Here is a 25,725-nt window from a genome sequence, read left to right on the forward strand (position 1 = left end):
TTGTGTATCGCGCACTCAAACCAGACAGGGGCGGCATGAATCTCATGCCGCCCCGGTCAATCAGCCCAGGATGATCTTGGCCACCGCTTCACCGAACGCCTTGGTGCCGCTGGAGCCGCCCAGATCCGGAGTACGTTGTTTCGGATCCTTCAGCACCACGTCGACCGCCTTGTCCATTTCCAGACCGGCCTTGATCAGCGCCTGGTTGTTGTGGTGTTCACCCATCCACTGCAACAGCATGCCCACGGAGAGAATCATCGATACCGGGTTTGCCTTGTCCTGACCTGCGATGTCCGGAGCGGAACCGTGCTGCGCCTGAGCGCAGCAGTGGCTGTCGCTAGCCATCATGGAGCCCGCCAGACCCAGGCTGCCGGACAGCTCACTGGCCAGGTCACTGATGATGTCGCCGTAGAAGTTGGTGGCGACCAGCACGTCGAAACGCTCAGGGCTGCGCACCAGGTGGGCGGTCGAGGCATCGACCAGCAGGTCGTCCAGCGCGACCTCCGGGAAGTCCTTGGCGACGTCGCGAACGCACTCAAGGAACAGGCCATCGGTCATGTGGAAGCTGTTGGCCTTGTGGATGGCGGTGACTTTCTTGCCACGCTTCATGGCCAACTCGAAGGCACGACGCGCGATACGCTCGCTGCAATGGCGAGTGATTTTACGCGTGGATAAAGCCATATCAGGGGTCGGCATCACTTCGCCCCAGCCGCGGCTCATGTTGCGGTCCGGGTAAAAGCCTTCGGTGGCTTCGCGCATGATGACCAGGTCCATCGTTTTGCCTTCCTTCATGTTCGAAGTCAGGAATGGACGAGTACGGGCAGGACGCACGTTGGCATACAGATCCAGGCCGATACGGAAACCGGCGGAAACGTTGCGACCACCCTTTTCAGGCACTGGATAGTCGGCGTGGGATTGAGTGCCCAGAATGATGCCGTCATAACCCTTGGCTTTTTCCAGCACTTCATCACGCAAGGTGGTGCCATATTTATCGAGGCTCGTGAAGCCGACATCGTCGTAATCGAAGCTCAGGCCCAGATCGAATTTTGTGTTGGCAGCCTTGAGCACCGACATCGACGACTCAACGATTTCCGGACCGATACCATCACCAGGAAGAACCAAAATACGCATCGCTAACCCCTTGCTTATTGTTTGAGCTGAATTGTTCGAAGCCGGCGTGTCAGGAAAACCAGCCCCATTTCTGTACGCTGTAAATACAAAGTACAATATTGGCGAGGCGAAGTCCTTAACCATTTGCTCCCGTTCGTCCTGTGATTTTCCGGAGCAGTGTCGTTTTCGCCTTCGACAGATTGCATTTTATTGCATGAATATTCAGTTTGTGCAACCTTTGCGCTCAACGGTCACCCATCAAACCCTCCTGGAGACAGCTTCATGACAGTCAAAACATCCGATCTGTGCGATCAATACCCGGACACCATCCGCGTGCTAACCCCCCTGTTTCAGGACTTCGGCGGCCGCAACGATTTCGCCGGACGCGCCTTCACCGTCAAATGCTTCGAGGACAATTCCAGGATCAAGGAAATAAGCAGCTTGCCCGGCCAAGGCCGGGTGCTGGTGGTGGACGGAGGTGGCAGTGATCGCTACGCGTTGTTTGGCGATGTGATTGCCGAGGACCTGGTGAAAAACGGCTGGGCGGGCGTGCTGATCTACGGCTACATCCGCGACAAGGCTGCGTTGCGCCAGATGCCGATCGCCATCAAGGCACTGGGCACGTCACCGCGTAAAACGGTCAAACGCAACGAAGGACAGATTGGAATGTCGGTGGAGTTCGCCGGCCACACCATCGCCGACGGCGATCAACTGTATGGCGATGATGACGGTGTGGTGCTTCTGAACGAGCCCCACGCTAACTGACGACCGATACCTCGAGGCTGCGCTGGTACTCCAGCTCATCCTTGGCCTCTTTGTCCGTTTTCTGGCGGCCGACGACATCGAGGTGGTTTCGCAAAAATTCCGCAGCGGCTTCGCGCTGTCCACTTTCGATGAGGTCCAGAAGATGGATGTGCTCCTTGCACTGGTTGATCAACCGGGGGCGGTCGACGTTGGCCTTGTAGGCCATGAATCGACGCAACTGGTTTTGCCTGCGGATCGCCTCGAGGAAAAAGGCATTGCCGGAACAACGAACCACCAGCTCATGAAGCTGTGCGCCTATCTGAAACAGCTGCGATCGCGACAGGGTGAAAATGTCGCCGTCGAGCAATTGCTGCTGGACTTCACGGGCCTTGGCAAACGCGGCCTTATCCACCTCGTAGCCAGGTTCCAGTACGGCAGCCGGCTCGATCGCCATTCGAAAACGGTAGCTTTGGATATGCGCCTTGGAGTCGTGCAAGAAGCTGTTGATCTCCCACCCCTGCCCCGGCTTGCGCTCGATCATCGCCTCATTGGTCAAGCGGTTCAGGACTTTCATGAGCTGCCCCCGGGGCACCTCATATTTGCGCATCAGCTCGGCTTCGAAAAAAGTCGTGGGGATGTCACCGCGCAACACGTCATCGACAACGCGCAGGTAGAAGTCTTCGAACGGATCAATTTCAAGAGGCAGTTTGCGACTGTCGATGCCTCGCGCATCCGCCGTCAGAAAGTAGCCGCGATTGGGCTCTTTTGTCGCCAACCCCAATTCGGCCAGCAACGCAAAACCACGGCGAATCGGCGAACGGGAAACGCCCAGCTCCTTGGCAAAGGACTCCTCGCGCAAAGGGTCACCCGCGCGCATCGATCTGGCCCTGGCCATGTCGATGATCTTGGGAGCCAATTGCTCGGCGAGGTCTTTTTTGATCCTGGGTTTCATTTTGGACTGGGTGCCCGTCAATGGTTGATCAGGAGGCGTTTCTGCTGAATTCATGAGAATCGGGTTTCAGAGGCGGATGAAGAAAAATAACACACCTGCCGCGCATCAACACGTCACTGGATTACCGGGCAATCACCGTACATCAATCCGATCCGCAACCAAGTCAGGAACCGCAATGAAAGCACCACGCATCTATCTCATCCATGCAACACCGGTCGCAATCGCCCCCATCACAGAGGCGTTTACCCGGCTTTGGCCGCAGGCCAGGCTAGCCAATCTGCTGGAGGACTCTCTTTCAGGCGACCTGGCAGAGGCCGGTGAAATCACCGAAGCCTTGAATGAGCGATTCCTGAAGCTTGCAACCTATGCCGCCGACTCTGGCGCCGACGCCATCCTGTTTACCTGCTCGGCATTCGGGGGCGCCATCGATCTGTGCAAACGCTCCCTGACGATACCGGTACTCAAACCCAATGAAGCCATGATCGAAGAGGCCCTTGAGCACACACGCAAGGTGTCCATCCTCGCGACCTTCGAGCCCGCCATCGCCTCGATGACGGAAGAGTTCATGGACCATGCCCGCCAGCTTGGCATCGGGCTTGAACTCGAGACCCGTGTTTGCCCCGGTGCATTCGATGAGCTGCGCCAAGGCAATGCCCAACGTCACGACGCCTTGATCGTAGATTCGGCTCGATTGCCGACGGGCAGTGAACTGCTGTGTTTCGCGCAGTTCTCCATGACCAGCGCTGCGCAACAGGCCAGCCAGGCCAGTGGGCTCAGGGTTTTGACCACGCCCGACAGCGCCGTGCTGAAGCTGCGCCGGCTGCTGAAGGCGTGATGCGGATTGCGCGATTGAAGGAGCACATCATGATCAGGTTGAACGCACACATTGGCTTCCAGTTTACGGAGCTGCCCTTTCTCGAGCGGTTCGCTGCCGCTGCGAAATCAGGGTTTCGAGCGGTCGAGTTTCCATCACCCTACGATTACGAGGCGCTGGAGATCGCCGAGCGCCTCGAAGAACATCAATTGCAGATGGTGCAGTTCGCCGCGCCTGCCGGTTCGACCAAAGGAACGACCGGACTGTGCACCTCACAACAGGATTTTTTGGCTCAGCTGCGCCAGGCCGTTCGTTACGCCAGGGCACTGGGCTGCAGCAAACTCCACCTGATGTCCGGGGCTTCGGTCAGCGAACTCGGGGCGATTGCCGATTACGGTCTGTATCGACGCAATCTGCGGTACGCGGTCGAGTTCTTGTCCGGAGAAGGCATCGAGCCGTTGATTGAAGTCATCAGTTCATCGCAGGTTCCTGGCTACCTGATGAGCCGCTTCGAGCTGGCGCAGCCTCTGCTGGAGACCCATCCCCAGCTGGGGCTGATTCTGGACACCTACCACACCGAGCGTCTGGGCGAGAACTGCCTGCGCAAGCTGAGCCAGTGGTGGCCACGGGTGAGCCATATCCAGGTGGCCGATTTTCCGGGGCGACATGAGCCAGGCACCGGCAGTATCGACTTCAGGAAACTGCTCGCGATCCTTGAGGACAACGATTACCGAGGGTGGGTGGGATGCGAGTATCGCCCTCTTCACTCCACGCAGGAGGGACTCGATGGTCTGTGGCAAACATTGAAACCCGCTGCCCGAGACAATGACCGTTGGTAAGAAAACGTTTCCTTTTGGAGAAATTGTACTGCGTTAACTTGCAAAACAATTTCGACTGGAGTTTATTAAGCGCCAGTAGCCCTTGAAGGTTGCACGCAATGCTCCCCACAAAAAACACAAAAGGAGTTAACGCATGACCAAGAAAATCGCTTTCGTAACTGCTGGTATGGGTAATCTGGGCACAGCAGTTTGCCAGCGACTGGCGCGGGACGGCTTCACCGTGGTTGCGGGATGCGGTCCCGACTCCCCATTGAAGGACACCTGGCTGGCTCAGCAGAAGGAGCTGGGCTTCAACTTCATCGCCTCTGAGGGCAGCGTCGCGGACTGGGATTCCTGCCGCGAAGCGTTCGAGCAGATCAGAAAGAACGTAGGCCCGGTGGATGTCCTGATCAACAATGCCGGCACGGCCCGCAATGTCGTGTTCCATGATATGCAGCCCAGTGATTGGTCCACCGTGATCGACACCAACCTCAACTCGCTGTTCAACGTCACCAAGCAGGTGATCGACGGCATGGTCGAGAGAGGCTGGGGACGGGTGATCAATATCTCTTCGGTCAACGCCCAGCTCGGTCAGGTCGGCCAAGTCAACTATTCCACCGCCAAGTCCGCGATCCGCGGCTTCACCCGCGCCCTGGCACGGGAAGTGGGATCTCGCGGTGTCACCGTCAACACCGTGTCGCCTGGCTACATCGACACAGCCAAGCTGAAGTCGGTTACCACCAACGACGTCATGGACCGCATCATCCAGGATATCCCCACTCGTCGCCTCGGCACCCCGGAGGAAATTGCCTCCATGTGCGCCTGGCTCGCCTCTGACGAGGCCGGATACGCGAACGGTGCCGACTTCTCCCTCAATGGTGGCCTTCACATGAGCTGATCCTCGTGTGAGACTCGGCAGCACCTGCTGGAACAATCAAAACAGCGGGAACCTTGATGCGCTTTGAGCGCAGATCCCATAAAAACAATTGTACTTTACGTCAAGGTGATACAAATGCTCTCAATCCTCGGCTACGGCATGATCGTGACCTTCATGGCGCTGATCATGACCAAGCGGCTGTCACCCTTGGTGGCCATGACCACCGTTCCGATCGTCTTCGCTCTGCTGGCAGGCTTCGGCCCGGACATGGGCGACATGATGATCGAAGGCCTGCGCAAAGTGGCGCCGACTGCGGTCATGGTGATGTTCGCGATCCTCTATTTCGGTGTGATGTTCGATACCGGCCTGTTCGATCCGATCATTCGCAAGTTCATCAAGCTGATCAATGGCGACCCCATGAAAGCCGTGGTGTTTGCCGCACTGCTGGCCGGCCTGGTTTCGCTGGACGGCGATGGATCGACAACCTACATGATCACCGTCACGGCCATGCTGCCGCTGTTCAAACGCCTGAGAATCGATCCGCTGTCGCTCACCTGCGTCGTGATCCTTGCCGCAAGCGTGACCAACCTTTTGCCTTGGGGCGGACCGCTGGCTCGTGCCGCAGCATCGCTGCAGGTCGACACCTCCGAGCTGTTTATCCCGTTGATCCCCGTCATGGTGGTGGCGTTCATCGGCGTTCTGGGCCTGGCCTGGTTCGTCGGCACTCGCGAACGCCAGCGCCTGGGTACGCTGCGCCTGTCGGTAGGTGCCGCGGCCACCGTGTTTGACGATGAGGCTGACGAAGGCCTGCCATCCATGTCGGATGAAAACGCCGAACTGCGTCGACCAAAGCTGTTCTGGCTCAACGCCGGCCTGACCATTACCCTGATGGCGGGATTGGTCACCGAGATTCTCCCTCTGTCCATTCTGTTCATGGTCGCGTTCTCGATTGCCTTGGTCATCAATTACCCGCACATGGACGATCAGCGTCGCCGCATCTCCACCCACGCCCCGACGGCGTTGAACCAGATCGCAATCTTTCTGGCAGCCGGTATCCTGGCCGGCATCCTGTCCGGGACCGGCATGGTCAATGCGATGTCGGCAAGTTTCCTGGCCATGCTGCCGGAAACCTGGGGCCCGTACATGGCGCCGATCACTGCACTGGCGAGCATTCCGGGCACGTTCTTCATGTCCAACGACGCCTTCTACTATGGCGTGCTGCCGGTGTTGGCCAAGGCTGCCGAAGTCTATGGCATTACCCACGCCGAAATCGGCCGGGCTTCGCTGGTGGGCCAACCTGTGCACCTGCTCAGCCCGCTGGTTGCATCGACCTACCTGCTCTGCGGTCTGGCAGGTGTCGAGTTCAGCGACCACCAGAAATACACCATGAAATGGGCCTTTGCGCTGAGCTTCCTGATTCTGGCGGTGTGCCTGGTCCTGGGCTTGTTCCCTCTGGCGGCCGGGGTCTGATGCAAGAGTTCCTCTTTTACATGGGCATTGCCCGATAACGAAAAATCCCGGAAACAGGACTGTCTCCGGGATTTTTTGTTTCTGGGCCCTCCCACATCATCCCTTGACGACCTCTGTAGGAGCGAGCTTGCTCGCGATGCACGCCAGGACACTGCGGGGCGTCAGACCGCCAGCGTTATCGTTGACCACCATCGCGAGCAAGCTCGGCTCCTACAGAATGTGGGTAATCCATTGGATCTGTCGGGCGATGTCCTGCACCGTTTCCTCGGGCACGGCCTGGGCCTTGGTGAAGCTGGTGAGGGTCTTTTGCTTCTGGCGCAGTCGGCGTTGCCATTTGGCCAGAAACGCCGGGGTGCGGGTCTGCAGCTGCAGCGGGCCGAAGTAGAGTTCTTGTGCGGTGTAGGTCACCGGGCCGGTGCGTTCGGCGACGATGATTTCGTAGTCGAAGCGGTTCTCGCGCAGCACTTCTTCGCAGAGGATGCGATAGCCGTTATCCATCAGCCATTGGCGCAACGGCTGCTCGCCACCGTTGGGTTGCAGGACCAGGCGTTCCTGACCACTCAAACGCGCCTTGCCAGTGTCGAGGATGTCGCGGATCGTCTCGCCGCCCATGCCGCACAGGCTGATCGCGGTAATCTCATCGCCTGGCTCGATGGCCGCCAGACCGTTGGCCAGGCGCACAGTGATTTCCTGTTCCAGGCCGTTCTCGCGCACCGTGCGCGTGGCGGCATGGAACGGCGTCAACGCCACCTCCCCCGCGACCGCCATCGAGATGACGCCACGGTGCATCAACGCCACCGGCAGATACCCATGATCCGAGCCGATATCCGCCAGGCGTGCCCCCGCCGGCACATGCGCCGCCACCCGTTCCAGGCGCATGGACAATGTCTGTTCGTTCAACTGCAACCCCTTCCCACCACCAACGTCCGGCGCCCAGGGCCGGATCGGGGGGCGATTCTGTCGGGCATTGCGGTGCATTTCAAATTTATGCGACCGGGGTCACTGATTTGGCGGACAACGCCCCTTCTGTAGGAGCGAGCTTGCTCGCGATGAACGTCAGAACAGCGCGGGGTGTCAGGTTGTCAGCGTCATCGTTGACGACCATCGCGAGCAGGCTCGCTCCCACAATTGAAGCGCGGTAAGCCACTCATCGTCTGCGCCTCTTGCTGTCATGAAATGAAAAGCCCGTGTCGTCCAATGCGCGGTCCACACCGGCAAATTCCACGTAGAACAAAACCCCCAGCCGAATCCGGACCGGGCATATCGGCGTGCCTCGCGTTCCGGTTCACAGGCTGCGCTCATACTAATAATCCGAAGAGGAATCGCGCCCCCATGCGTGTGAATTTGCCAATAACCGAGCATGAAAGACTGTTCCCCGCCGACCAGCGCCTGATCTCCACGACCGATCTGGGTAGCCGCATCACCTACTGCAACGACGCCTTCGTCGCCATCAGCGGTTTCACCTACGACGAGCTCGTCGGCCAGCCCCACAATCTGGTTCGCCACCCCGACATGCCGCCGGGGGTGTTCATCCACATGTGGCACACCATCAAGCAAGGCAAGCCCTGGATGGGGATCGTGAAAAACCGCGCGAAGAACGGTGATTTCTATTGGGTCAGTGCCTACGTCACGCCCATTCATGAAAACGGCCGCCTGAGCGGCTACGAGTCGGTGCGCTCGGTGCCGACCCGTGAGCAGATCCGTCGGGCTTCGGCGCTCTACGCCAGGATGCGTGCCGGCAAGCCGGTCGTTTCGCTGAGCGCGCGGATCCTTCGGCCGCTGCAGCACGGTTGGCCGATTCTGCTGGCCGGCGCGGTTTCATTGCTCGCCGATCAGTGGCTGGCGAGAACGGCGGCCCAGGGTGTGATGCTGACGAGCCTGGGGATCGCCTGGTTCTTGATCAACGCCCGCCATCGCAAGGCCATCGAGCACACCCTCGCCGAACACCCAAAAGCCTTTTCCGATCCGCTGGTGGCGCTCACCTTCAGCGACAACCACGGCCCCCAGGGCCGGCTGGACATGGCCATGTTCAGCGAAGAGGCCCGCCTGCAGACGGCGTTGTCGCGGCTGTTCGATGCCGGGGTCAATGTGAAAGCCAAGGCGGCGCAATCGTCCGAACTGTCCGGTTCGCAGGCCCAGTCGCTGGACCGCCAGCGCAGCGAGACCGACCAGTCCGCCGCCGCCATTTCGCAGATGGCGGCGACCAATCAGCAGGTCACGCAGAACGTCCTCAGTACCGCCCACGCCGCCTCCGAAGCCGACCAGCTGACCCGCGAAGGCAAGGAACTGGCCCAGCAAAGCCTGCACGCCATGCAAACCATGAACGAGGCCGTCAACGAGATCGGTCAGGCGGTCAATACTCTGGCCAGCGAGACGCAATCGATCGCCAGCGTGCTGGATGTCATCACCGCCATCGCCGAACAGACCAACCTGCTGGCACTCAATGCGGCGATCGAAGCGGCGCGGGCCGGCGAACAGGGTCGGGGTTTTGCCGTGGTGGCGGACGAGGTGCGCTCCCTGGCCCAACGCACCCGCACCTCCACCGAGCAGATCCACGGCATCATCACGTCGTTGCATGTGGGTGCCGACCGCGCCGTGTCGACGGCCAGCCGCGGTGAGCAGATTTCCCGGGAAAGCATGCAGCGTGTGGAGGCAGTGCAGTCGGCGCTGGTGGGCATCAGCCAGGCCGTCAGCCGGATTACCGACATGAGCCAGCAGATGGCCTCGGCCTCGGAAGAACAAAGCCACGTGACCGAGGACATCAATCAGCAGATCACCCGCATCGCCCAGCTCTGTGAGCACAGTGCCGGGCAGGCCGAGCAAGGGGCGGCGATCAGTCGGGATCTGGAAGCGATGGCCGATTACCTGCACAGCCTGGCGGAGCGCTTCAACCGATAGACGCCGCATTCGGGGGAACGGAACGGTAAACAGAGATGTCAGCTGTTTAGACATCTCTGTATTTCCACGCCTGTTTCACATCCCAACTGAATGGAGCGGTGAAGTCATGAACAACATCATTTACCTCGTCGGTGCCGTTGTGATCGTGCTGTTTATCCTGTCGTTCATCGGCATGGTCTGACTCCGGCCGCCAACACCCCCGCCTCGGGCTTGTCATCAAAAGCCAACTGACTGTCGTCAAATGAAAAGCGCCCCCTCCTTGGGGGCTTTTTAATGTCAGCAACAAAAAACCTCCGGCGCTCGATCGCCGTACGCGACTGCTCCACTTCAGTCACGAGTTGCCAGGTACGCCCGGCAGGAGAAATAACAAGATGACATTCGTGAAAAGTCTGCTGGCAGCCCTGCCCCTGGTAGTGCTCGGCTGTAATGCCCATGCCGTTGTATCGAGTCAGGAAGCCGCCCGATTGGGCACCAGCCTGACCCTGGTCGGCGCCGAAAAGGCCCGCAACGCCGACGGCTCGATTCCCCCTTACAACGGTGGCCTGACCACCGCTCCCGCCGGCTTCAAGACCGGCGACAGCATGCGTCCCGACCCGTTTGCCAACGAAAAGCCGCTGCTGGTGATCAACGGCAGGAACGTCGATCAGTACAAAGGCCTGCTGACCGCCACCACCGTGGAGTTGGCCAAGCGCTACCCCGGTTACCGCATCGACGTCTATCCGACCCACCGCACTGCATCGCTGCCACAGACGGTGCTTAACAACAGCCGCCGCAATGCCACCGCCGCCAAGTCTTTGGACGGTGGCGCCGCCATCGACAACGTGCTGCCCGGCGTGCCCTTCCCGATCCCGCAGTCCGGCGCCGAGGCGATGTGGAATTTCCTGCTGCGCTATCAGGGCGTGAACATCCACTCCAAGTACGATTCCTGGAACGTCGACGCGGCGGGCGTGCCGAGCCTGGCGGTCAGCGGCGAGGCGTTCGTTTCCTTTCCGATCTACGAAAACCTGTCCAAGCCGTTCAACAACTCCGACATCTATCACCAGCTGAAGCTGTCCTACACCGGCCCTGCGCGTCGGGCCGGCGAGTCGATCATGCTGAAGAACGCCAGCAACCCGGTGCAGTACCCGGGCCGTGCCTGGCAGTACTTGCCGGGTCAGCGCCGGGTCAAACAGATCTCGATCCTGGCCTACGACACCCCCAACCCCGGCACCGCCCGCGCGCTGGAGCTGTACGACTGGACCCTGGTGGGCAAGCGCGAAATGATCGTGCCCTACAACACCTACAAACTGACCTACGTGCACGACGCCAAGTCGCTGACCACGCCAAACTTCATCTCCCCGGACTTCGTGCGCTGGGAAAAACACCGGGTCTATGTGGTGGAAGGCAACCTCAAGCCAGGCGCCAAACACATCTACCAAAAGCGCCGCTTCTACCTGGATGAAGACACCTGGGCCGCCCTGGCCTCCGACCAATACGACACCAGCGGCCAACTCTACCGCGGCTCCTTCGCCTTCTTCAGCCAGAGCTATGACCAGCAAGTGCCCGACGCCACCCCGTTCATGACCTACGACCTGTCTCGGGGCACCTACAACATCAACGGCGTGGTCGGGCCGCACGGCGGGATTCGCTATATCCAGCCGCTGTCGACCGCGCAGTGGGTGCCGGAGGCGATGGCGGGGACTGGGATTCGATAACACCGCGATATGCCTGCCCCACCTGACCTGTGGGAGCGAGCCTGCTCGCGATGGGCTCAAAAACAGCGCGGGGCATCAGGTTTCCTGCGTCATCGTTGACGACCATCGCGAGCAGGCTCGCTCCCACAATTGGATTGGGTACATCCTCAAGAATCGGGTTGGCTGTGAGGCCGCCTTCGCGAGCAAGCCCGCTCCCACAATTGATTGCAGCAGACCTCCATCAGACACTTTTGCGCGCCCTCGACTCTGACTTTTCCAGATCCGACTTTTCACCCCTCTTGCCCAAAAGCGGCATCCACATACTTGGATCCACCTTCATAAATGCCAAATTAGAGGGTGTTCTGTCATTTACAGGTCGGATTTGGACAAGTTGCCCTCCTCGTGATCTGGTCGAATCGCCCTCATCGCCAACTTCGATTGCGCAATCGAAAGGCTCGGTCAGACAACGGCGAACGACTGCAACCACCAGTCGACAATCGCCAATAGGTCAACCCATTTCAGAGGGTGCGTAAATGAACAACAGTGTCGTTATTGGAGAACTCACGTGGCCGGAATACGCGCAGAAGGTCGCGACCGGCTGCCCCATCTTTCTGCCTGTGGGTGCCCTTGAGCAGCATGGTCATCACATGTGCATGGAGGTCGATGTGCTGTTGCCCAGCGCGGTGTGCAAGGCAGTCGCACGCAATGTCGGCGGTCTGGTGCTGCCCGCGCTCAACTACGGCTACAAATCACAGCAGAAATCCGGTGGCGGCAACCACTTTCCCGGCACCACCAGCCTCGATGGCGCCACATTGACCCATACCGTGCAGGACATCATCCGAGAGCTTGCTCGCCATGGCGCACGCAAGCTGGTGATGATGAACGGTCACTATGAAAACTCGATGTTCATCGTCGAGGGCATCGACCTTGCCCTGCGAGAACTGCGCTACGGTGGCATCGACGACTTCAAGGTGGTGGTGCTGTCCTATTGGGACTTCGTCAACGACCCGGCCGTGATTGAAAAGCTGTACCCCGAGGGTTTCCTCGGTTGGGACATCGAACATGGCGGCGTTTTCGAAACGTCGCTGATGCTGGCCTTGCATCCGGACAAGGTCGACCTGAGTCGCGCTGTCGATCACCCACCCGCCACTTTCCCGCCCTATGACGTTTTCCCGATCATCCCGGAGCGCACCCCCGCCTGCGGAACGCTGTCATCGCCCAAAGGCTCCAGCCGCGAGAAAGGTGAGCTGATTCTTGAAGTGTGTGTCTCGGGCATCAGTGCCGCGGTACGGGAAGCTTTCGATCTGAAGACATAACGAGCGCACGGACGTGCCGAAACAAGCGATTCACTGTTAACGCTTCACCCTCCCAAATACAATAAAAAGGGTAAGTCTCATGTCCAACAGCTCAAATCTCTCCCCAGGCCTCAAGCAGCGCCACGTCACCATGCTGTCCATTGCCGGAGCCATTGGCGCCGGCCTGTTCATCGGATCGGGACACGCCATCGCCTCGGCGGGACCTGCCGCCATCCTGGCGTACATTTTGTCCGGCACCCTGGTGGTGCTGGTCATGCGCATGCTGGGCGAGATGGCGGTAGCCTCGCCCGATACGGGTTCGTTTTCGACCTACGCCGAACGGGCGATGGGACGCGGCGCCGGTTTCACCATCGGCTGGCTGTACTGGTGGTTCTGGGTGCTGGTGATTCCGATTGAAGCCATCGCCGCTGCTGCCATCCTCAATGCCTGGTTCCCCTCGATTCAAACCTGGGAATTTGCGATAGCGGTGACCGGCCTGTTGACGTTGACCAACCTGTTCAGTGTCGCCCGCTACGGAGAATTCGAGTTCTGGTTCGCCATGCTCAAAGTCATCGCGGTACTGGCTTTTATCGTCCTTGGCGGACTTGCATTGGCAGGTGCATTGCCGGACAGGACGGTCAGCGGTGTCGCTCAATTGAGCAGTCAGTTCGGCGGTTTCATGCCCAACGGCATGACCGCCGTGGTCGGTGCAATGCTCACCACCGTATTCAGCTTCATGGGCACGGAAATCGTCACCATTGCCGCGGCCGAATCGCGCAACCCCTCAAAACAGATCACCCGCGCCACCAACTCGGTGGTCTGGCGCATGGGCATTTTCTACATCGTGTCGGTGTTCCTGATCATCTCCATCGTTCCATGGAATGACCCCATGCTCGTGCAGGTCGGCTCCTATCAGCGGGCGCTTGAGCTGATGAACATTCCCCACGCGAAACTGATCGTCGACATCGTCGTGCTGATCGCCGTCGCCAGTTGCCTGAACTCGGCCATCTACACCGCGTCACGCATGGTCTACTCGCTGAGCAAGCGCGGCGATGGCCCGCGGGTCCTGCAGAAAACATCGTCTTCAGGGGTGCCGTTCATTGCGGTCCTGGCCAGTACCGCAGTCGGTTTCCTGACCACGGCACTCAATTATTTCGCGCCTGACGAAGTGTTCTCCTTCCTGCTCGCCACCTCCGGTGCGGTTGCCTTGCTGGTCTACCTGGTCATTGCCGTTTCGCAACTGGTACTGCGCAAGAAAATGAATGCCTCAGGTCAGCCGATCGCCTTCAAAATGTGGTTCTACCCTTGGCTCAGCTACCTGGTCATTGCCGCCATCCTAAGCATTCTGGCGGTCATGCTGATCCTGCCCGGGCACCGCATGGAAGTGATCGCGACGGGAGCGCTGACCCTGTCCATCGTGTGTATCGGCGCCATCTTCAATGCCGGGAAGAAGACCGTGCCTAACGTTGAAATGAGCCCGGCGGAGAACGCCTGAGGTTTAATCACCCACGATAAAACATTCCCTGTTCACCTCTTTGCGGCCGCTCTCCTCCACGAGCAGGCCGCTTTTTTTCGTTGAGGGCTCCATGCTCGATCACACTCACACCCGACATGCCTGTTCGTCCCGTCAGAGCCTGCTGGTCGGGCGCCGGGTGTAAGATTCCACCGACCCTGCAACAGGGCCGACAACCATAAAAACAAGATGAGGGTGACCCTGTCGGCCGACTGCCGAAGGGCACCTCACCGATGCAGTCGAGGAGCGGCAAAATGGCGAAACTCCAAGTGGCGAAACCCGCTGCAGGACGTTCGGCAAATGAACAAACGCCGGTGAAAACCATAGGCTTTCTGATCATCCCCAACTTCACCACCATCGGCTTCGCCTCTGCCGTGGAAACCTTGCGCATGGCCAATCTGGCCGCCCGCAAGACGCTGTACCGCACCGTCATCATCGCGTCCAGTCTGGACCCGGTCACGGCCAGCAATGGCATGCGCGTGCTGCCCGATCACACCATCGCCGACGCCCCAAGACTCGATGTGCTGTTCGTCGTGGGGTCGAACCCGATCGTCTCCGATCACAGCAGCCGTCCGCTGCTCAATTGGCTACGCAAGCTGGCGCATGACCAGGTGCCGCTGGGCGGGATCTGCACGGGCAGTCACCTGCTGGCGCGGGCCGACCTGCTCAAGGGCTATCGCTGCACGATTCACTGGGAAGATATCGAGGCGCTGAAGGAGCGTTTCCCGGGGATCATCATTTCCAACCAGCTGTTCGAGCTCGACCGCGATCGCTACACCTGCTCCGGTGGCGTGGCCTCCATGGACATGACCCTGCAATTGATTGCCCGCAACCAGCCTGATGGTCGTGACATCGCGGCCCATACGGCGGAGTTGCTGTTGTGTGATCGGGTACGGGGGGCACAGGAACAACAGCGTGTGCCATTGCGGCAGAAGCTCGGTACCTCGCAGCCCAAGCTCAGTCAGATGGTGGCGATCATGGAAGCCAATCTCGAGGAGCCGGTGGGGCTCGAGGAACTGGCGCGGTTGAACGAGGTGTCGGTGCGGCAACTGGAGCGCCTGTTTCACAAGCATTTGCAGCGCACGCCGAGTCAGTACTACCTGGAGTTGCGCCTGTCACGGGCGCGGCAATTGCTGCTGCGCAGCGAATCGCAGGTCCGGGACATCGCCCTCGCCTGCGGCTTCGTTTCGCCGGCGCATTTTTCCAAATGCTATAGCCGGTTTTTTGGGGTATCGCCGATGGGTGAGCGCAGGCAGGTGGCGGCGGTGCATTGATTGGGTGGATGGTTTGGCCCCATCGCGAGCAGGCTCGCTCCCACATTTGATCCTGATGAACACCGAACGTGTGTTCAATGAAGATCCCCTGTGGGAGCGAGCCTGCTCGCGATAGCATTCCGGTCAATCAGTCCTGCAACGCCTTATGCGCCGTCTCCCGACTCGCCAGCATCGCAATCAACGCCACCGCCGCAGCCGCCAGCAGGTACCAGGCCGGAGCCATTTTGTTGCCGGTCAGTTGAATCAGCCAAGTGGCGATAAAGGGTGCGGTGCCACCGAACACGGCGTTGGCGATGTTGAAGCTGAAGGCAAACCCGCTGAAGCGCACGCGCGTCGGGAATATCTCGGCGAGGAAGCACGGCAAGGTGCCGTCGTTCATCGCCAGGATCGCGCCGAAGGCAATCTGGATCATCAGGATCACCATCAACGGCTGATGATCCAGCATTCCGAACAGCGGGAAGGTCAGCACCAGGAACAATACCGACGCAGTCAGCAACATGGTCTTGCGCCCGAACCTGTCCGACAGCTTGCCCATCAAGAAAATCAGCCCGATGTAGGTCGCCAGCGACACCGTCGAGGCGAGGAACGAATCACTCTCGCTCATGCCCATTTCGGTGGACAGGTAGGTCGGCATGTAGCTGAGCAACAGGTAAAAAGCCACCGCGTTCAGGCAGGTAGCGCCGATCCCGATCATCACGCTGCGCCGATGCACGGTTAGCAGTTCACGCACCGGCGCGTGGGTCGCGCACTCCTTGGCTTCGAGGCGCTTTTCCATCTCCAGGAACTTCGGCGTGTCTTGCAGGCTCATGCGGATATAGCGCCCCACCAGCCCGAATGGCGCCGCCAGCAGAAAGGGCAAGCGCCAGCCCCAACTGTGCAGGTCCTCGACACTGATCCAGGCATGCAGACCCGCGACGAACACCGCACCGAACAGCAGGCCGGCCGCTGTGCTTGCCGGAACAATGCTGGTGTACAAACCGCGCTTGCCCTCGGGCGCGTACTCGGCGAGAAAGGCGGATGCCCCGGCGTATTCGCCCGATGCGGAGAAGCCCTGGAACAGGCGAATCAGCAACAGCAAGGCCGGTGCCCACAGACCGATTTGGTTGTAGGTCGGCAGGATGCCGATGCAAAAGGTCGAGACCGACATGATCAGAATCGACCAGGACAACGCGCTGCGGCGCCCGTACTTGTCGCCGAAGTGCCCCCAGACCAGGCCTCCCAGCGGACGCACGATAAACGACAGCGCGAACACGGCGAAGGTCGCCAGCAGCGCGGTGGTCTTGTCGGTTTGCGGGAAAAACGTCAGTGCGATCACCGTTGCCAGATAACCGTAGGCCGCGTAGTCGAACCATTCGACGAAGTTGCCCATGAAACTGGCGCTGGCGGCGCGGCGCAGGGCCTTGCGCTCGGCGGTCTGTTCAAGCTCTCGGGCCATGGCTGGCGTCAGGCTTGCGCTTGGAGTGCTCATAGGGCACCTCCGTGAGTAGAGGTGCGGTGGGCGGGATGAAAGGCAGGGACACAGAACATGACAGAAACCCCCTATTGTTGTACTTGGCAGGGTCAAGGGTCAGTAGATGCTGCGCGCATTTCGCGTGCATGCGTTGGTTTTTCCGGTAAAACCCGGCCGCGGTGACGGCCGGTGCCTCTCGCCAAAAAGCAACGCCGCACAGGTTCACTGTGCGGCGCGGGCGATTACTTGCGGATGATGTTGTGTTCAGGGCCATACGGGAATTTGGTGATGTTCTCCCCGCCCTGTTCGTTGACGATCAGGATGTCGTGTTCACGATACCCGCCGGCACCTGGAAGGCCTTCAGGCAGCATGATCATCGGTTCGATCGACACCACCATTCCTGGCTCCAGCACGGTGTCGATGTCTTCGCGCAACTCAAGCCCCGCTTCGCGACCGTAGTAGTGGCTCAGCGTGCCGAAGGAATGGCCGTAGCCGAAGGTGCGGTATTGCAGCAGATCGTGCTCCAGGAAGATCTCGTTCAGTTGCTGCGCGATGTCGCAGCAGCGCATGCCCGGCTTGATAAGCTTCAGGCCGGCCTCGTGCACCTTGACGTTGACTTCCCACAGGCGCAGATGCTCGTCGGAGCAATGGTCGAGGAACAAGGTACGTTCCAGCGCGGTGTAGTAACCGGCGATCATCGGGAAACAGTTGAGGCTGAGGATGTCGCCCTTGTTGACCTTGCGCGAGGTCACCGGGTTATGCGCGCCATCGGTATTGATGCCGGACTGGAACCAGGTCCAGGTATCCATCAATTCGGAATCGGGGAAGGTGCGGGCAATTTCGCGCACCATTGCCTGGGTGGCGTGCAGCGCGACTTCGTACTCCGGAACCTGATCACGCAGCGCTTCGACGATGGCGGCACCACCGATGTCCGCAACGCGCGCGCCGTGACGGATGATCGCGTGTTCTTCGGCGGACTTGATCATGCGCATGCGCATGCACGGTGAGGCGATATCCACCAGCTCCGCCTGCGGATAGCGGCTGGCCAGTTTGTCGCGATTGAGCAGGTTCAGATGGTCGAACTCGATGCCGATGCGACCGGCCTTTGGCAATGCCTGCTGGATCGCGACGAAGTAGTTGTCACGCTGCCAGTCGGTGTAAACGATGTTGTCGGTGCCGACGGTACGGCGCCATGGCTGGCCACCGTCGATATTGGCGCTGATGGTCACGGCGCTGTCCTGGGTCACGACCAGCGCGTACGGACGCCCGAAGGAGCAGAACAGGAAATCGCTGTAATAGTTGATGTTGTGATACGAGGTGAAGACGGCTGCGTCGATATTGTTCTGCGCCAGATAAGCCCGCAATTTGGCCTGGCGGTTGGCGTATTCCTGAGCGGAAAACGTCGGGCTGACTTTTTCACCGTTCTTGATCTTGATGGTTTTCGGCATTTGCATGTCATTTATCCTTGTCATTGATCGAGCGACAGAGGGCGCCAATCTGGCGAGCCGCTGAAGATCATTCGAACAGATGCAAGGGGCGGTTTTTTGCGCGAATCCGACCCGTAGTTGGCCAGATCCGCTGCGGGTGCGGGCACCTGCGAAATCTGCGAACGACACAAAACCACTGTGGGAGCGTGGCTTGCCCGCGATGGTCGTCAACGATGACGCTGACTGCCTGGATGCACGCGTTGCCTGAACATTCATCGCGAGCAGGCTCGCTCCCACAATGGGATTGGGTACATTCTCAAGAATCAGGTCGGTTGGGAGGCCGTCTTCGCGGGCAAGCACGCTCCCACAGGTTTTTGCGTCGTGTGCAGAACCGGTGAACTACCAAAATCCTGTAGGAGCGAGCATGCTCGCGATGGTCATCAACGATAACGCTGGAAACCTGATACCCCGCGGTGTTCCAGAGCCCATCCGATTACAGGTGTCAGCCGCGTTTCTTTCTGATGCTTTTCATCCGCGCCGTCGCCCTCTGCACGGTCGCCATCTTCTCCGGCCGTTTCATGCCTCGCCATTTGCGGATTTCTTCGCGGGTGCGGCCGCAGCTCACGCACATTTCGCTGTTGAGCTGACACAGCGAAACGCAGGGGTTTTCAATGTCTTTTGCCATGCTTGCCGCCCGAGGGTTTGCGTGAGTTCAGCCGCGCCGTCCAATCGCCGCCATGTTGGGCGGCGCAGCGCTCTTCGGAGTCGAATTCGACGTGGGCGGCGATGTCGGTGACGGTGATGCCGATGTCCTCGAGGGCGGCCTGGGTGAGTTCGTGCATCCTCGCCTTGGCCTGGCCGGCGACAGCGGTCTTCAGGTCGCTCTCGCCCTGGAACACCCAGGTGACGATGAGGCTGTCGGGAAAACGCTGGTAATCCACCCGATGGGTCAGCCACTCGAAACCGACGATTTCGCTCTTGGCCAGCTCGCAGGCCCAGGTCAGTGCGCGGGACAGTTCTCGTTCCATGGCGGAGTGTTTGGGTTTAGTGCTCATGCGGTCCGGTATTCCACTATCAGGTGCGTGACTTCGTGGGCAGGCTTCAACACCGTGCGCACATTTTCGGTAGACATCGCCAGCAACGAGGACGTCCATTACTTCAAACTGACAACCGCCCCTCACTGTAGGAGCGAGCTTGCTCGCGATGGTATCAAGAACATCGCGGGGTATCAGGCTGCCAGCGTCATCGTTGACGACCATCGCGAGCAAGCTCGCTCCTACAGGTCCGTGTTTGCAGAGACAGGCCGAAAACCTCGATCTGATATCATTCAAAAAGTTACAGACCGAGAAGCCCAAATGAACCGCCGCAAAAAAATCAAGCAGTTGCTCGAAGCCCACGCCAAGAAGGCCAATGCCAAGCTGGCACCGAAGAATAAACCCAAATACATCAGCAAAGCCGACCGCCTGAAGCTGGCGGCCGAGGTTGCTGACGACTCGGTGACTTCCTCGGAGAGCTGATCGGACCGATTCCCTGTGGTTATCGAATAATCAAAACATCTCATTAGGCGTAATCGCTTCAATTGGCTATACATCTACGCTCTGACGAACAGGAGACGAAGATGTCGATTGAACACCGCTTGAATTACATTGGCGGCCGCACCAGCGGTGAAGGCGACGTCCTGCTGCACAGCCTCGACGCAACGACCGGAGAGGCACTGCCCTACGCTTTTTACCAGGCTACCGAGGCGGAAGTGAACGCTGCCGCACTGGCCGCCGAATCCGCCTTTGTGACCTATCGCCATTTCCTGCCGGAGCAGCGCGCAGCGTTCCTCGACGCGATTGCCGGCGAGCTCGATGCGCTGGGTGAAGACTTCATTGCCAACGTGTGCCGCGAGACCGCCTTGCCGCAAGGTCGCATCATCGGTGAGCGTGCCCGCACCAGCGGCCAGTTGCGCTTGTTCGCCCAGGTGCTGCGTCGCGGCGACTTCCTCGGCGCGCGAATTGACACGGCTTTGCCGGAGCGCACCCCGCTGCCGCGTCCTGACCTGCGCCAGTATCGCGTCGGCGTCGGCCCGGTCGCCGTCTTCGGCGCCAGCAACTTCCCGCTGGCCTTCTCCACCGCTGGCGGCGATACCGCATCGGCGCTGGCCGCCGGTTGCCCGGTGGTCTTCAAGGCCCACAGCGGCCACATGGTGACCGCTGACTTCGTGGCCTCGGCCATCCTGCGCGCCGCCGAGAAAACCGGCATGCCCGCCGGCGTATTCAACCTGATCCACGGCAACGGCGTCGGCGCCGGGCTGGTCAAGCATCCGGCCATCCAGGCCGTGGGTTTCACCGGTTCGCTGCACGGCGGTCGCGCCCTGTGCGACATGGCCGCGGCGCGCCCGCAGCCGATCCCGGTCTTCGCCGAAATGAGCAGCATCAACCCGGTGGTCATGCTGCCCGAAGCACTCAAGACCCGTTCGGACGACATCGCCAGCCAGTTGGCCGCCTCGGTGGTTCAGGGTTGCGGCCAGTTCTGCACCAACCCGGGCCTGGTGATCGGCATTCGTTCCCCCGAGTTCGAACGCTTCCTGACTGCGCTGGCCGCGCGCATGGCCGATCAGGCGTCCCAGACCATGCTCAACGCCGGCACCTTGAAGTCCTACACCAAAGGCGTTGAACGTCTGCATGCCCACGATGGCATCAGCCATCTGGCCGGCCAGCCACAACAAGGCAACCAGGCCGCGCCGCAGCTGTTCAAGGCCGACGCGCGACTGTTGCTGACTGGCGATCCGCTGCTGCAAGAGGAAGTGTTTGGTCCAACCACCGTAGTGGTCGAAGTGGCCGACGCGGCTGAACTGCAACAGGTACTGGCCAGCCTGCACGGTCAGCTCACCGCGACCCTGATTGCCGAACCTGCCGATCTGCAAGCCTTCGCCGCACTGGTTCCGCTGCTGGAACGCAAAGCCGGTCGCCTGCTGCTCAACGGCTACCCGACCGGTGTGGAAGTCAGCGATGCGATGGTCCATGGCGGGCCGTATCCTGCGACTTCCGATGCCCGTGGCACGTCGGTCGGCACCCTGGCCATCGATCGGTTCCTACGCCCGGTGTGCTACCAGAACTACCCGGATGCGCTGCTGCCGCCAGCGTTGAAAAACGCTAACCCGCTGGCCATCGCACGGCTGGTGGACGGTGTGACCACCCGCGATCCGCTATAAAGGTCGGCTGCTACAGGTTCGTGAACACCGCGATCCTGTAGCAGCTGCCGAAGGCTGCGTCCGACTGCTAAGCAGTCGCAAAACCTGAGTACGAGATCAACCTGACACACCGCGATGGCTGATTTCACGGCTGCTGCGCACCCGGACGCAGCCTTCGGCAGCTGTTACAGGTTTTGCGGTGGTTTGACTGACTGGGCTTACCTCATGGAACCACACTGAAAAGACCGTTAACATTTCGCCTGTCTTTCTCAGTCCCGCCAGGTGCCATGTGGCCAAAAAATCGAAACGCGAAATTGCCCTGACCACCGGCAATTGCAACTCTCCCCTCACGGTGGCTGACGTGGCCGTGAAGGCAGGCGTTTCGCCGATCACCGTTTCCCGCGCTCTGAACCGCCCCGAACTGGTGAGCGATACGACCAGGGAGCACGTACTGGAAGTGGTGCGCGAGATGGGTTACGTGCCCAATCTGCTGGCCGGCAGCCTGGCCTCCAGCAAAAGCCGGCTGGTGGCGATTCTGCTGCCGACCATTGCCAACTCGATTTTCGCCGGCGCCGTGCAAGCCATCATGGATCGGCTGACCGAGGCCGGTTATCAGTCGTTGCTCGGTCCCACCGGCTACTCACCGGAAAAGGAAGAAGCCCTGCTCGAAGCCATTCTCGGCCGGCGTCCGGACGGCATCGTGCTGACCGGCACCCTGCACACCGAAGCCAGTCGCAGCCGGCTGGCGTCGGCGGGCATTCCGGTGGTAGAAGCCTGGGACTTGAGTGAAACGGCGCTGGACATGCAGGTGGGCTTTTCCCACGAGAAAGTCGGCGAGGTGGTCGCCGATCACTTCTTTGCCAAGGGGTATCGTCGATTCTCCGTGGTCTCGGTGGACGACCCGCGCGCCATTCGCCGCTGCGACAGCCTGATCGCGCGCCTGAAGACCTACGGACTGGATCAGGTCCCCGTTGAAATCCTCCCGCTGCCGGCGACCTGGGAAGTCGGCCGTGAAGGTTTGAAACGCCTCCAGCAACGGGAAACACCACCGGAGCTGATCTTCTGCAGCTCCGACACCCTGGCCTTCGGCGTACTCGCTGAAGCCGCCCTTCAAGGGCTGCGGGTTCCCCAGGACATCGCCGTACTCGGATTCGGCGACATCACCAATGCGAAATTTGCCCACCCCGCGCTGTCTACCGTCAGTGTCAATGCCGCGAGCATGGGGCGAGAAATCGCCGAAGCCCTGCTCAAAAGATTTTCCGGCACCGCCGATTTGTCTGTAAGCCAGATGGATACAGGCTTCGAGCTGATCGAACGCGCCAGCACCTGATCGCGGTTTTCGAAAAGTCGCCAAACGGCGCTTGAATGATAGCGCTATCTGTTTATGATAGCGCTATCGTTGTACGACAACCTACAACGACACACGACGGCTCGCGTCGTCCTGACAGATCTACCCGCACAAAAATAATTCGTGGGAGCGTCAAACATGCAACAACCCAAGAAAACCCGCGTCCGCTATTTGATCCTGCTCATGCTGTTCCTGGTGACGACGATCAACTATGCCGACCGCGCCACCATCTCCATCGCCGGCTCCAGCATCCAGAAAGACCTGGGCCTGGACGCTGTGACCCTCGGTTACATCTTCTCCGCTTTCGGCTGGGCCTACGTTCTGGGGCAGATTCCGGGTGGCTGGCTGCTCGATCGTTTCGGCTCGAAAAAGGTCTACGCCGGGAGCATTTTCACCTGGTCGTTCTTCACCCTCTTGCAGGGTTACATTGGCGAATTCGGCATCTCCACCGCCGTGGTACTGCTGTTCCTTCTGCGCTTCACGGTAGGTCTGGCCGAAGCGCCTTCGTTCCCGGGCAATGCGCGGATCGTCGCCTCGTGGTTCCCGACCAAGGAACGCGGCACGGCCTCGGCGATCTTCAACTCCGCGCAGTATTTCGCCACCGCGCTGTTCGCGCCGCTGATGGGCTGGATCGTCTACACCTTCGGCTGGCAGCACGTGTTCATCGTGATGGGCGCTTTGGGCATCGTGTTCTCGATGATCTGGATGAAGACCATCTACAGCCCCAAGGATCACCCGCGCGTCAACGCCGCTGAGGTCCAGTACATCGCTGAAAACGGCGGCCTGGTCGATCTGGATGACAAGAGCAAGAAGAAGGACGGTGGCCCGAAATGGGATTACATCCGTCAACTGCTGACCAACCGCATGATGGCCGGCATCTACCTGGGCCAGTTCTGTATCAACGCCCTCACCTACTTCTTCCTGACCTGGTTTCCGGTCTATCTGGTGCAGGAACGGGGCATGACCATTCTCAAGGCCGGCATCATCGCCTCCTTGCCGGCGATCTGCGGGTTCCTCGGTGGCGTGCTCGGCGGCGTGTTGTCGGACATGCTGTTGCGCCGCGGCCACTCCCTGAGCGTGGCGCGCAAGACGCCGATCGTGTGCGGCATGATGCTGTCGGTGAGCATGATCATCTGCAACTACGTCGACGCCGACTGGATGGTGGTGTGCTTCATGGCCCTGGCGTTCTTCGGCAAAGGCATCGGTGCGCTGGGCTGGGCCGTGGTGTCGGATACCTCGCCGAAACAGATCGCCGGTCTCTCCGGTGGCCTGTTCAACACCTTCGGCAACCTGTCCTCGATCTCTACCCCGATCGTGATCGGCTACATCATCGCCGCCACCGGCTCTTTCAAGATGGCGCTGGTTTTCGTCGGCGCCAACGCCCTTCTGGCCGCGATCAGCTACCTGTTCATCGTTGGCGACATCAAGCGCATCGAACTCAAGGGCGTGTCCGCAGAACCGGATCACGCCGTGCAAGCAGGCACATTACCCACCACTGCAGGAAAGGTATGAATCCATGGAAACTCTGATCCAACGCCACACTGGTGCCCCTGTCATTACCGAACTGAAAGTGGTTCCGGTTGCCGGTCACGACAGCATGCTGCTCAACCTGAGCGGCGCCCACAGCCCGTTTTTCACCCGTAACGTGCTGATCCTCAAGGACAGCGCCGGTCACACCGGTGTCGGTGAAGTGCCGGGCGGCGAAGGCATCCGCAAGACCCTGGAAGACGCCCGCGACCTGCTCATCGGCCAGTCCATCGGCAACTATCAAAGCCTGCTGAACACCGTGCGCAGCACCTTCGCCGATCGCGATGTCGGCGGCCGCGGCCTGCAGACCTTCGACCTGCGCATCACCATTCATGCGGTGACCGCCGTGGAATCGGCCCTGCTCGACCTGCTGGGCCAGCACCTGGACGTGCCGGTGGCAGCCCTGCTCGGCCAGGGCCAGCAGCGCGATGCCGTGGAGATGCTCGGCTACCTGTTCTACGTCGGTGACCGCAAGAAAACCGACCTGGCCTATCGCTCGGAACCGGACGCCGACAACGCCTGGTTCCGCCTGCGCAACGAAGAGGCACTGACACCGGAGACGGTGGTGGCGCTGGCCGAGGCGGCCTACGATCGTTACGGTTTCAAGGACTTCAAACTCAAGGGTGGCGTGCTGCGCGGCGAGCAGGAGATCGAGGCGGTCACCGCCTTGTCGGAGCGCTTCCCGGATGCGCGCATCACCCTCGATCCGAACGGTGCCTGGTCGCTGAAGGAAGCCGTGGCGCTGTGCCGTGATCAGCACAACGTGCTGGCTTACGCGGAAGATCCTTGCGGTGCGGAAAACGGCTACTCCGGTCGCGAAGTCATGGCCGAGTTCCGTCGCGCCACCGGCCTGCGCACGGCCACCAACATGATCGCCACCGACTGGCGCCAGATGGGCCATGCGATCCAGTCGCAGTCGGTCGACATTCCGCTGGCCGATCCGCACTTCTGGACCATGCAGGGCTCGGTGCGCGTGGCGCAGATGTGCGACGACTGGGGCCTGACCTGGGGCTCGCACTCCAATAACCACTTCGACATTTCCCTGGCGATGTTCACCCACGTGGCCGCCGCCGCACCGGGCACCATCACTGCCATCGACACCCACTGGATATGGCAGGACGGCCAGCGCCTGACCAAAGAGCCGCTGCAGATCAAGGGCGGGATGGTCGAGGTGCCGAAGAAACCGGGGCTGGGGGTGGAGCTGGATTGGGATGACTTGATGAAGGCGCATGAGCTCTACAAGGGCATGGGCCTGGGCGCGCGGGATGACGCAACGGCGATGCGGTATCTGGTGCCGGGTTGGGAGTTCAACAACAAGCGGCCGTGTATGGTTCGTTGATTGTGTGGGCCTGCTTCC

Annotated in this window: 21 protein-coding genes and 2 pseudogenes; 16 read left to right on the forward strand and 7 right to left on the reverse strand. The window is 60.3% G+C overall.

What is annotated here, in order from left to right; translation table 11 throughout:
* Positions 1-60 precede the first annotated feature (60 nt).
* Positions 61-1,131: an isocitrate/isopropylmalate dehydrogenase family protein gene (locus ACW9JE_RS07260; RefSeq protein WP_224533033.1), complete on the reverse strand. Its 1,071-nt coding sequence runs from the start codon at positions 1,129-1,131 to the stop codon at positions 61-63.
* A gap of 261 nt (positions 1,132-1,392) precedes the next feature.
* On the opposite strand from ACW9JE_RS07260, the gene rraA reads away from it, so the two are divergent.
* Positions 1,393-1,875, forward strand: a complete 483-nt coding sequence (gene rraA, locus ACW9JE_RS07265; RefSeq protein WP_224533034.1) for a ribonuclease E activity regulator RraA — start codon at positions 1,393-1,395, stop codon at positions 1,873-1,875.
* Here rraA and ACW9JE_RS07270 read toward each other — a convergent pair.
* Positions 1,868-2,806, reverse strand: coding sequence for a GntR family transcriptional regulator (locus ACW9JE_RS07270; protein WP_224533035.1), 939 nt, complete (start codon positions 2,804-2,806; stop codon positions 1,868-1,870). The genes rraA and ACW9JE_RS07270 overlap by 8 nt on opposite strands.
* Positions 2,807-2,981: 175 nt before the next feature.
* Here ACW9JE_RS07270 and ACW9JE_RS07275 point away from each other — a divergent pair, with 175 nt between their 5' ends.
* From ACW9JE_RS07275 to ACW9JE_RS07290, 4 genes are all read left to right on the forward strand, one after another.
* Entirely contained in the window at positions 2,982-3,641 is a 660-nt protein-coding gene (locus ACW9JE_RS07275) for an aspartate/glutamate racemase family protein (RefSeq protein WP_224533036.1), read from the forward strand.
* 29 nt (positions 3,642-3,670) lie between these two features.
* Positions 3,671-4,459, forward strand: a complete 789-nt coding sequence (locus ACW9JE_RS07280; RefSeq protein ID WP_457432352.1) for a hydroxypyruvate isomerase family protein — start codon at positions 3,671-3,673, stop codon at positions 4,457-4,459.
* A gap of 133 nt (positions 4,460-4,592) precedes the next feature.
* Complete coding sequence (gene phbB / locus ACW9JE_RS07285; protein WP_224533038.1) at positions 4,593-5,336, forward strand: acetoacetyl-CoA reductase; 744 nt, start codon at positions 4,593-4,595, stop codon at positions 5,334-5,336.
* A gap of 114 nt (positions 5,337-5,450) precedes the next feature.
* Complete coding sequence (locus ACW9JE_RS07290; protein WP_224533039.1) at positions 5,451-6,785, forward strand: CitMHS family transporter; 1,335 nt, start codon at positions 5,451-5,453, stop codon at positions 6,783-6,785.
* A 210-nt stretch (positions 6,786-6,995) separates the two neighbouring features.
* On the opposite strand, the gene ACW9JE_RS07295 is transcribed toward ACW9JE_RS07290, so the two are convergent.
* Positions 6,996-7,685 carry a tRNA (adenine(22)-N(1))-methyltransferase gene (locus ACW9JE_RS07295; protein ID WP_318011737.1) on the reverse strand — a complete coding sequence of 230 codons (690 nt, stop codon included), beginning with the start codon at positions 7,683-7,685 and terminating at the stop codon, positions 6,996-6,998.
* A gap of 432 nt (positions 7,686-8,117) precedes the next feature.
* On the opposite strand from ACW9JE_RS07295, the pseudogene ACW9JE_RS07300 reads away from it, so the two are divergent.
* The 6 genes and pseudogenes from ACW9JE_RS07300 to ACW9JE_RS07325 all read left to right on the forward strand — a co-directional run.
* A pseudogene (locus tag ACW9JE_RS07300) lies at positions 8,118-8,432 on the forward strand (PAS domain-containing protein); the annotation flags it as partial.
* A 276-nt stretch (positions 8,433-8,708) separates the two neighbouring features.
* Positions 8,709-9,683 (forward strand): annotated as a pseudogene (locus tag ACW9JE_RS07305) (methyl-accepting chemotaxis protein); the annotation flags it as partial.
* 371 nt (positions 9,684-10,054) lie between these two features.
* The gene (locus tag ACW9JE_RS07310) at positions 10,055-11,377 is read left to right on the forward strand and encodes a DUF1329 domain-containing protein (RefSeq protein WP_457432338.1); all 1,323 of its coding nucleotides are present in this window, start codon (positions 10,055-10,057) and stop codon (positions 11,375-11,377) included.
* 512 nt (positions 11,378-11,889) lie between these two features.
* The gene (locus tag ACW9JE_RS07315; RefSeq protein WP_224533043.1) at positions 11,890-12,672 is read left to right on the forward strand and encodes a creatininase; all 783 of its coding nucleotides are present in this window, start codon (positions 11,890-11,892) and stop codon (positions 12,670-12,672) included.
* Between the two features lie 79 nt (positions 12,673-12,751).
* Positions 12,752-14,146, forward strand: a complete 1,395-nt coding sequence (gabP, locus tag ACW9JE_RS07320; protein ID WP_457432339.1) for a GABA permease — start codon at positions 12,752-12,754, stop codon at positions 14,144-14,146.
* 272 nt (positions 14,147-14,418) lie between these two features.
* Positions 14,419-15,438 carry a GlxA family transcriptional regulator gene (locus ACW9JE_RS07325; protein WP_224533045.1) on the forward strand — a complete coding sequence of 340 codons (1,020 nt, stop codon included), beginning with the start codon at positions 14,419-14,421 and terminating at the stop codon, positions 15,436-15,438.
* 127 nt (positions 15,439-15,565) lie between these two features.
* Here ACW9JE_RS07325 and ACW9JE_RS07330 read toward each other — a convergent pair whose 3' ends face one another.
* The 4 genes from ACW9JE_RS07330 to ACW9JE_RS07345 form a co-directional block, all read right to left on the reverse strand.
* Positions 15,566-16,906 carry an MFS transporter gene (locus ACW9JE_RS07330; protein ID WP_224533046.1) on the reverse strand — a complete coding sequence of 447 codons (1,341 nt, stop codon included), beginning with the start codon at positions 16,904-16,906 and terminating at the stop codon, positions 15,566-15,568.
* A gap of 224 nt (positions 16,907-17,130) precedes the next feature.
* The gene (locus tag ACW9JE_RS07335; protein ID WP_457432340.1) at positions 17,131-18,342 is read right to left on the reverse strand and encodes a M24 family metallopeptidase; all 1,212 of its coding nucleotides are present in this window, start codon (positions 18,340-18,342) and stop codon (positions 17,131-17,133) included.
* A 475-nt stretch (positions 18,343-18,817) separates the two neighbouring features.
* The gene (locus ACW9JE_RS07340; RefSeq protein ID WP_457432341.1) at positions 18,818-19,000 is read right to left on the reverse strand and encodes a DUF1289 domain-containing protein; all 183 of its coding nucleotides are present in this window, start codon (positions 18,998-19,000) and stop codon (positions 18,818-18,820) included.
* Positions 18,984-19,370 carry a hypothetical protein gene (locus ACW9JE_RS07345; protein ID WP_457432342.1) on the reverse strand — a complete coding sequence of 129 codons (387 nt, stop codon included), beginning with the start codon at positions 19,368-19,370 and terminating at the stop codon, positions 18,984-18,986. The genes ACW9JE_RS07340 and ACW9JE_RS07345 overlap by 17 nt, the downstream gene beginning before the upstream one ends.
* 300 nt (positions 19,371-19,670) lie before the next feature.
* Between ACW9JE_RS07345 and ACW9JE_RS07350 the strand changes: the two genes are divergently transcribed.
* From ACW9JE_RS07350 to gudD, 5 genes are all read left to right on the forward strand, one after another.
* Entirely contained in the window at positions 19,671-19,832 is a 162-nt protein-coding gene (locus ACW9JE_RS07350) for a DUF2986 domain-containing protein (RefSeq protein ID WP_224533092.1), read from the forward strand.
* 101 nt (positions 19,833-19,933) lie between these two features.
* Complete coding sequence (locus tag ACW9JE_RS07355) at positions 19,934-21,514, forward strand: aldehyde dehydrogenase (NADP(+)) (protein ID WP_457432343.1); 1,581 nt, start codon at positions 19,934-19,936, stop codon at positions 21,512-21,514.
* A 268-nt stretch (positions 21,515-21,782) separates the two neighbouring features.
* A complete protein-coding gene (locus tag ACW9JE_RS07360; protein WP_457432344.1) occupies positions 21,783-22,823 on the forward strand; it encodes a LacI family DNA-binding transcriptional regulator in 1,041 nt (346 codons plus the stop codon).
* A 156-nt stretch (positions 22,824-22,979) separates the two neighbouring features.
* Positions 22,980-24,353, forward strand: a complete 1,374-nt coding sequence (locus ACW9JE_RS07365) for an MFS transporter (RefSeq protein WP_457432345.1) — start codon at positions 22,980-22,982, stop codon at positions 24,351-24,353.
* 4 nt (positions 24,354-24,357) lie between these two features.
* Positions 24,358-25,707, forward strand: a complete 1,350-nt coding sequence (gene gudD / locus ACW9JE_RS07370; protein ID WP_457432346.1) for a glucarate dehydratase — start codon at positions 24,358-24,360, stop codon at positions 25,705-25,707.
* Positions 25,708-25,725: the final 18 nt, after the last annotated feature.

The organism is Pseudomonas sp. SDO55104_S430, assembly GCF_054070595.1.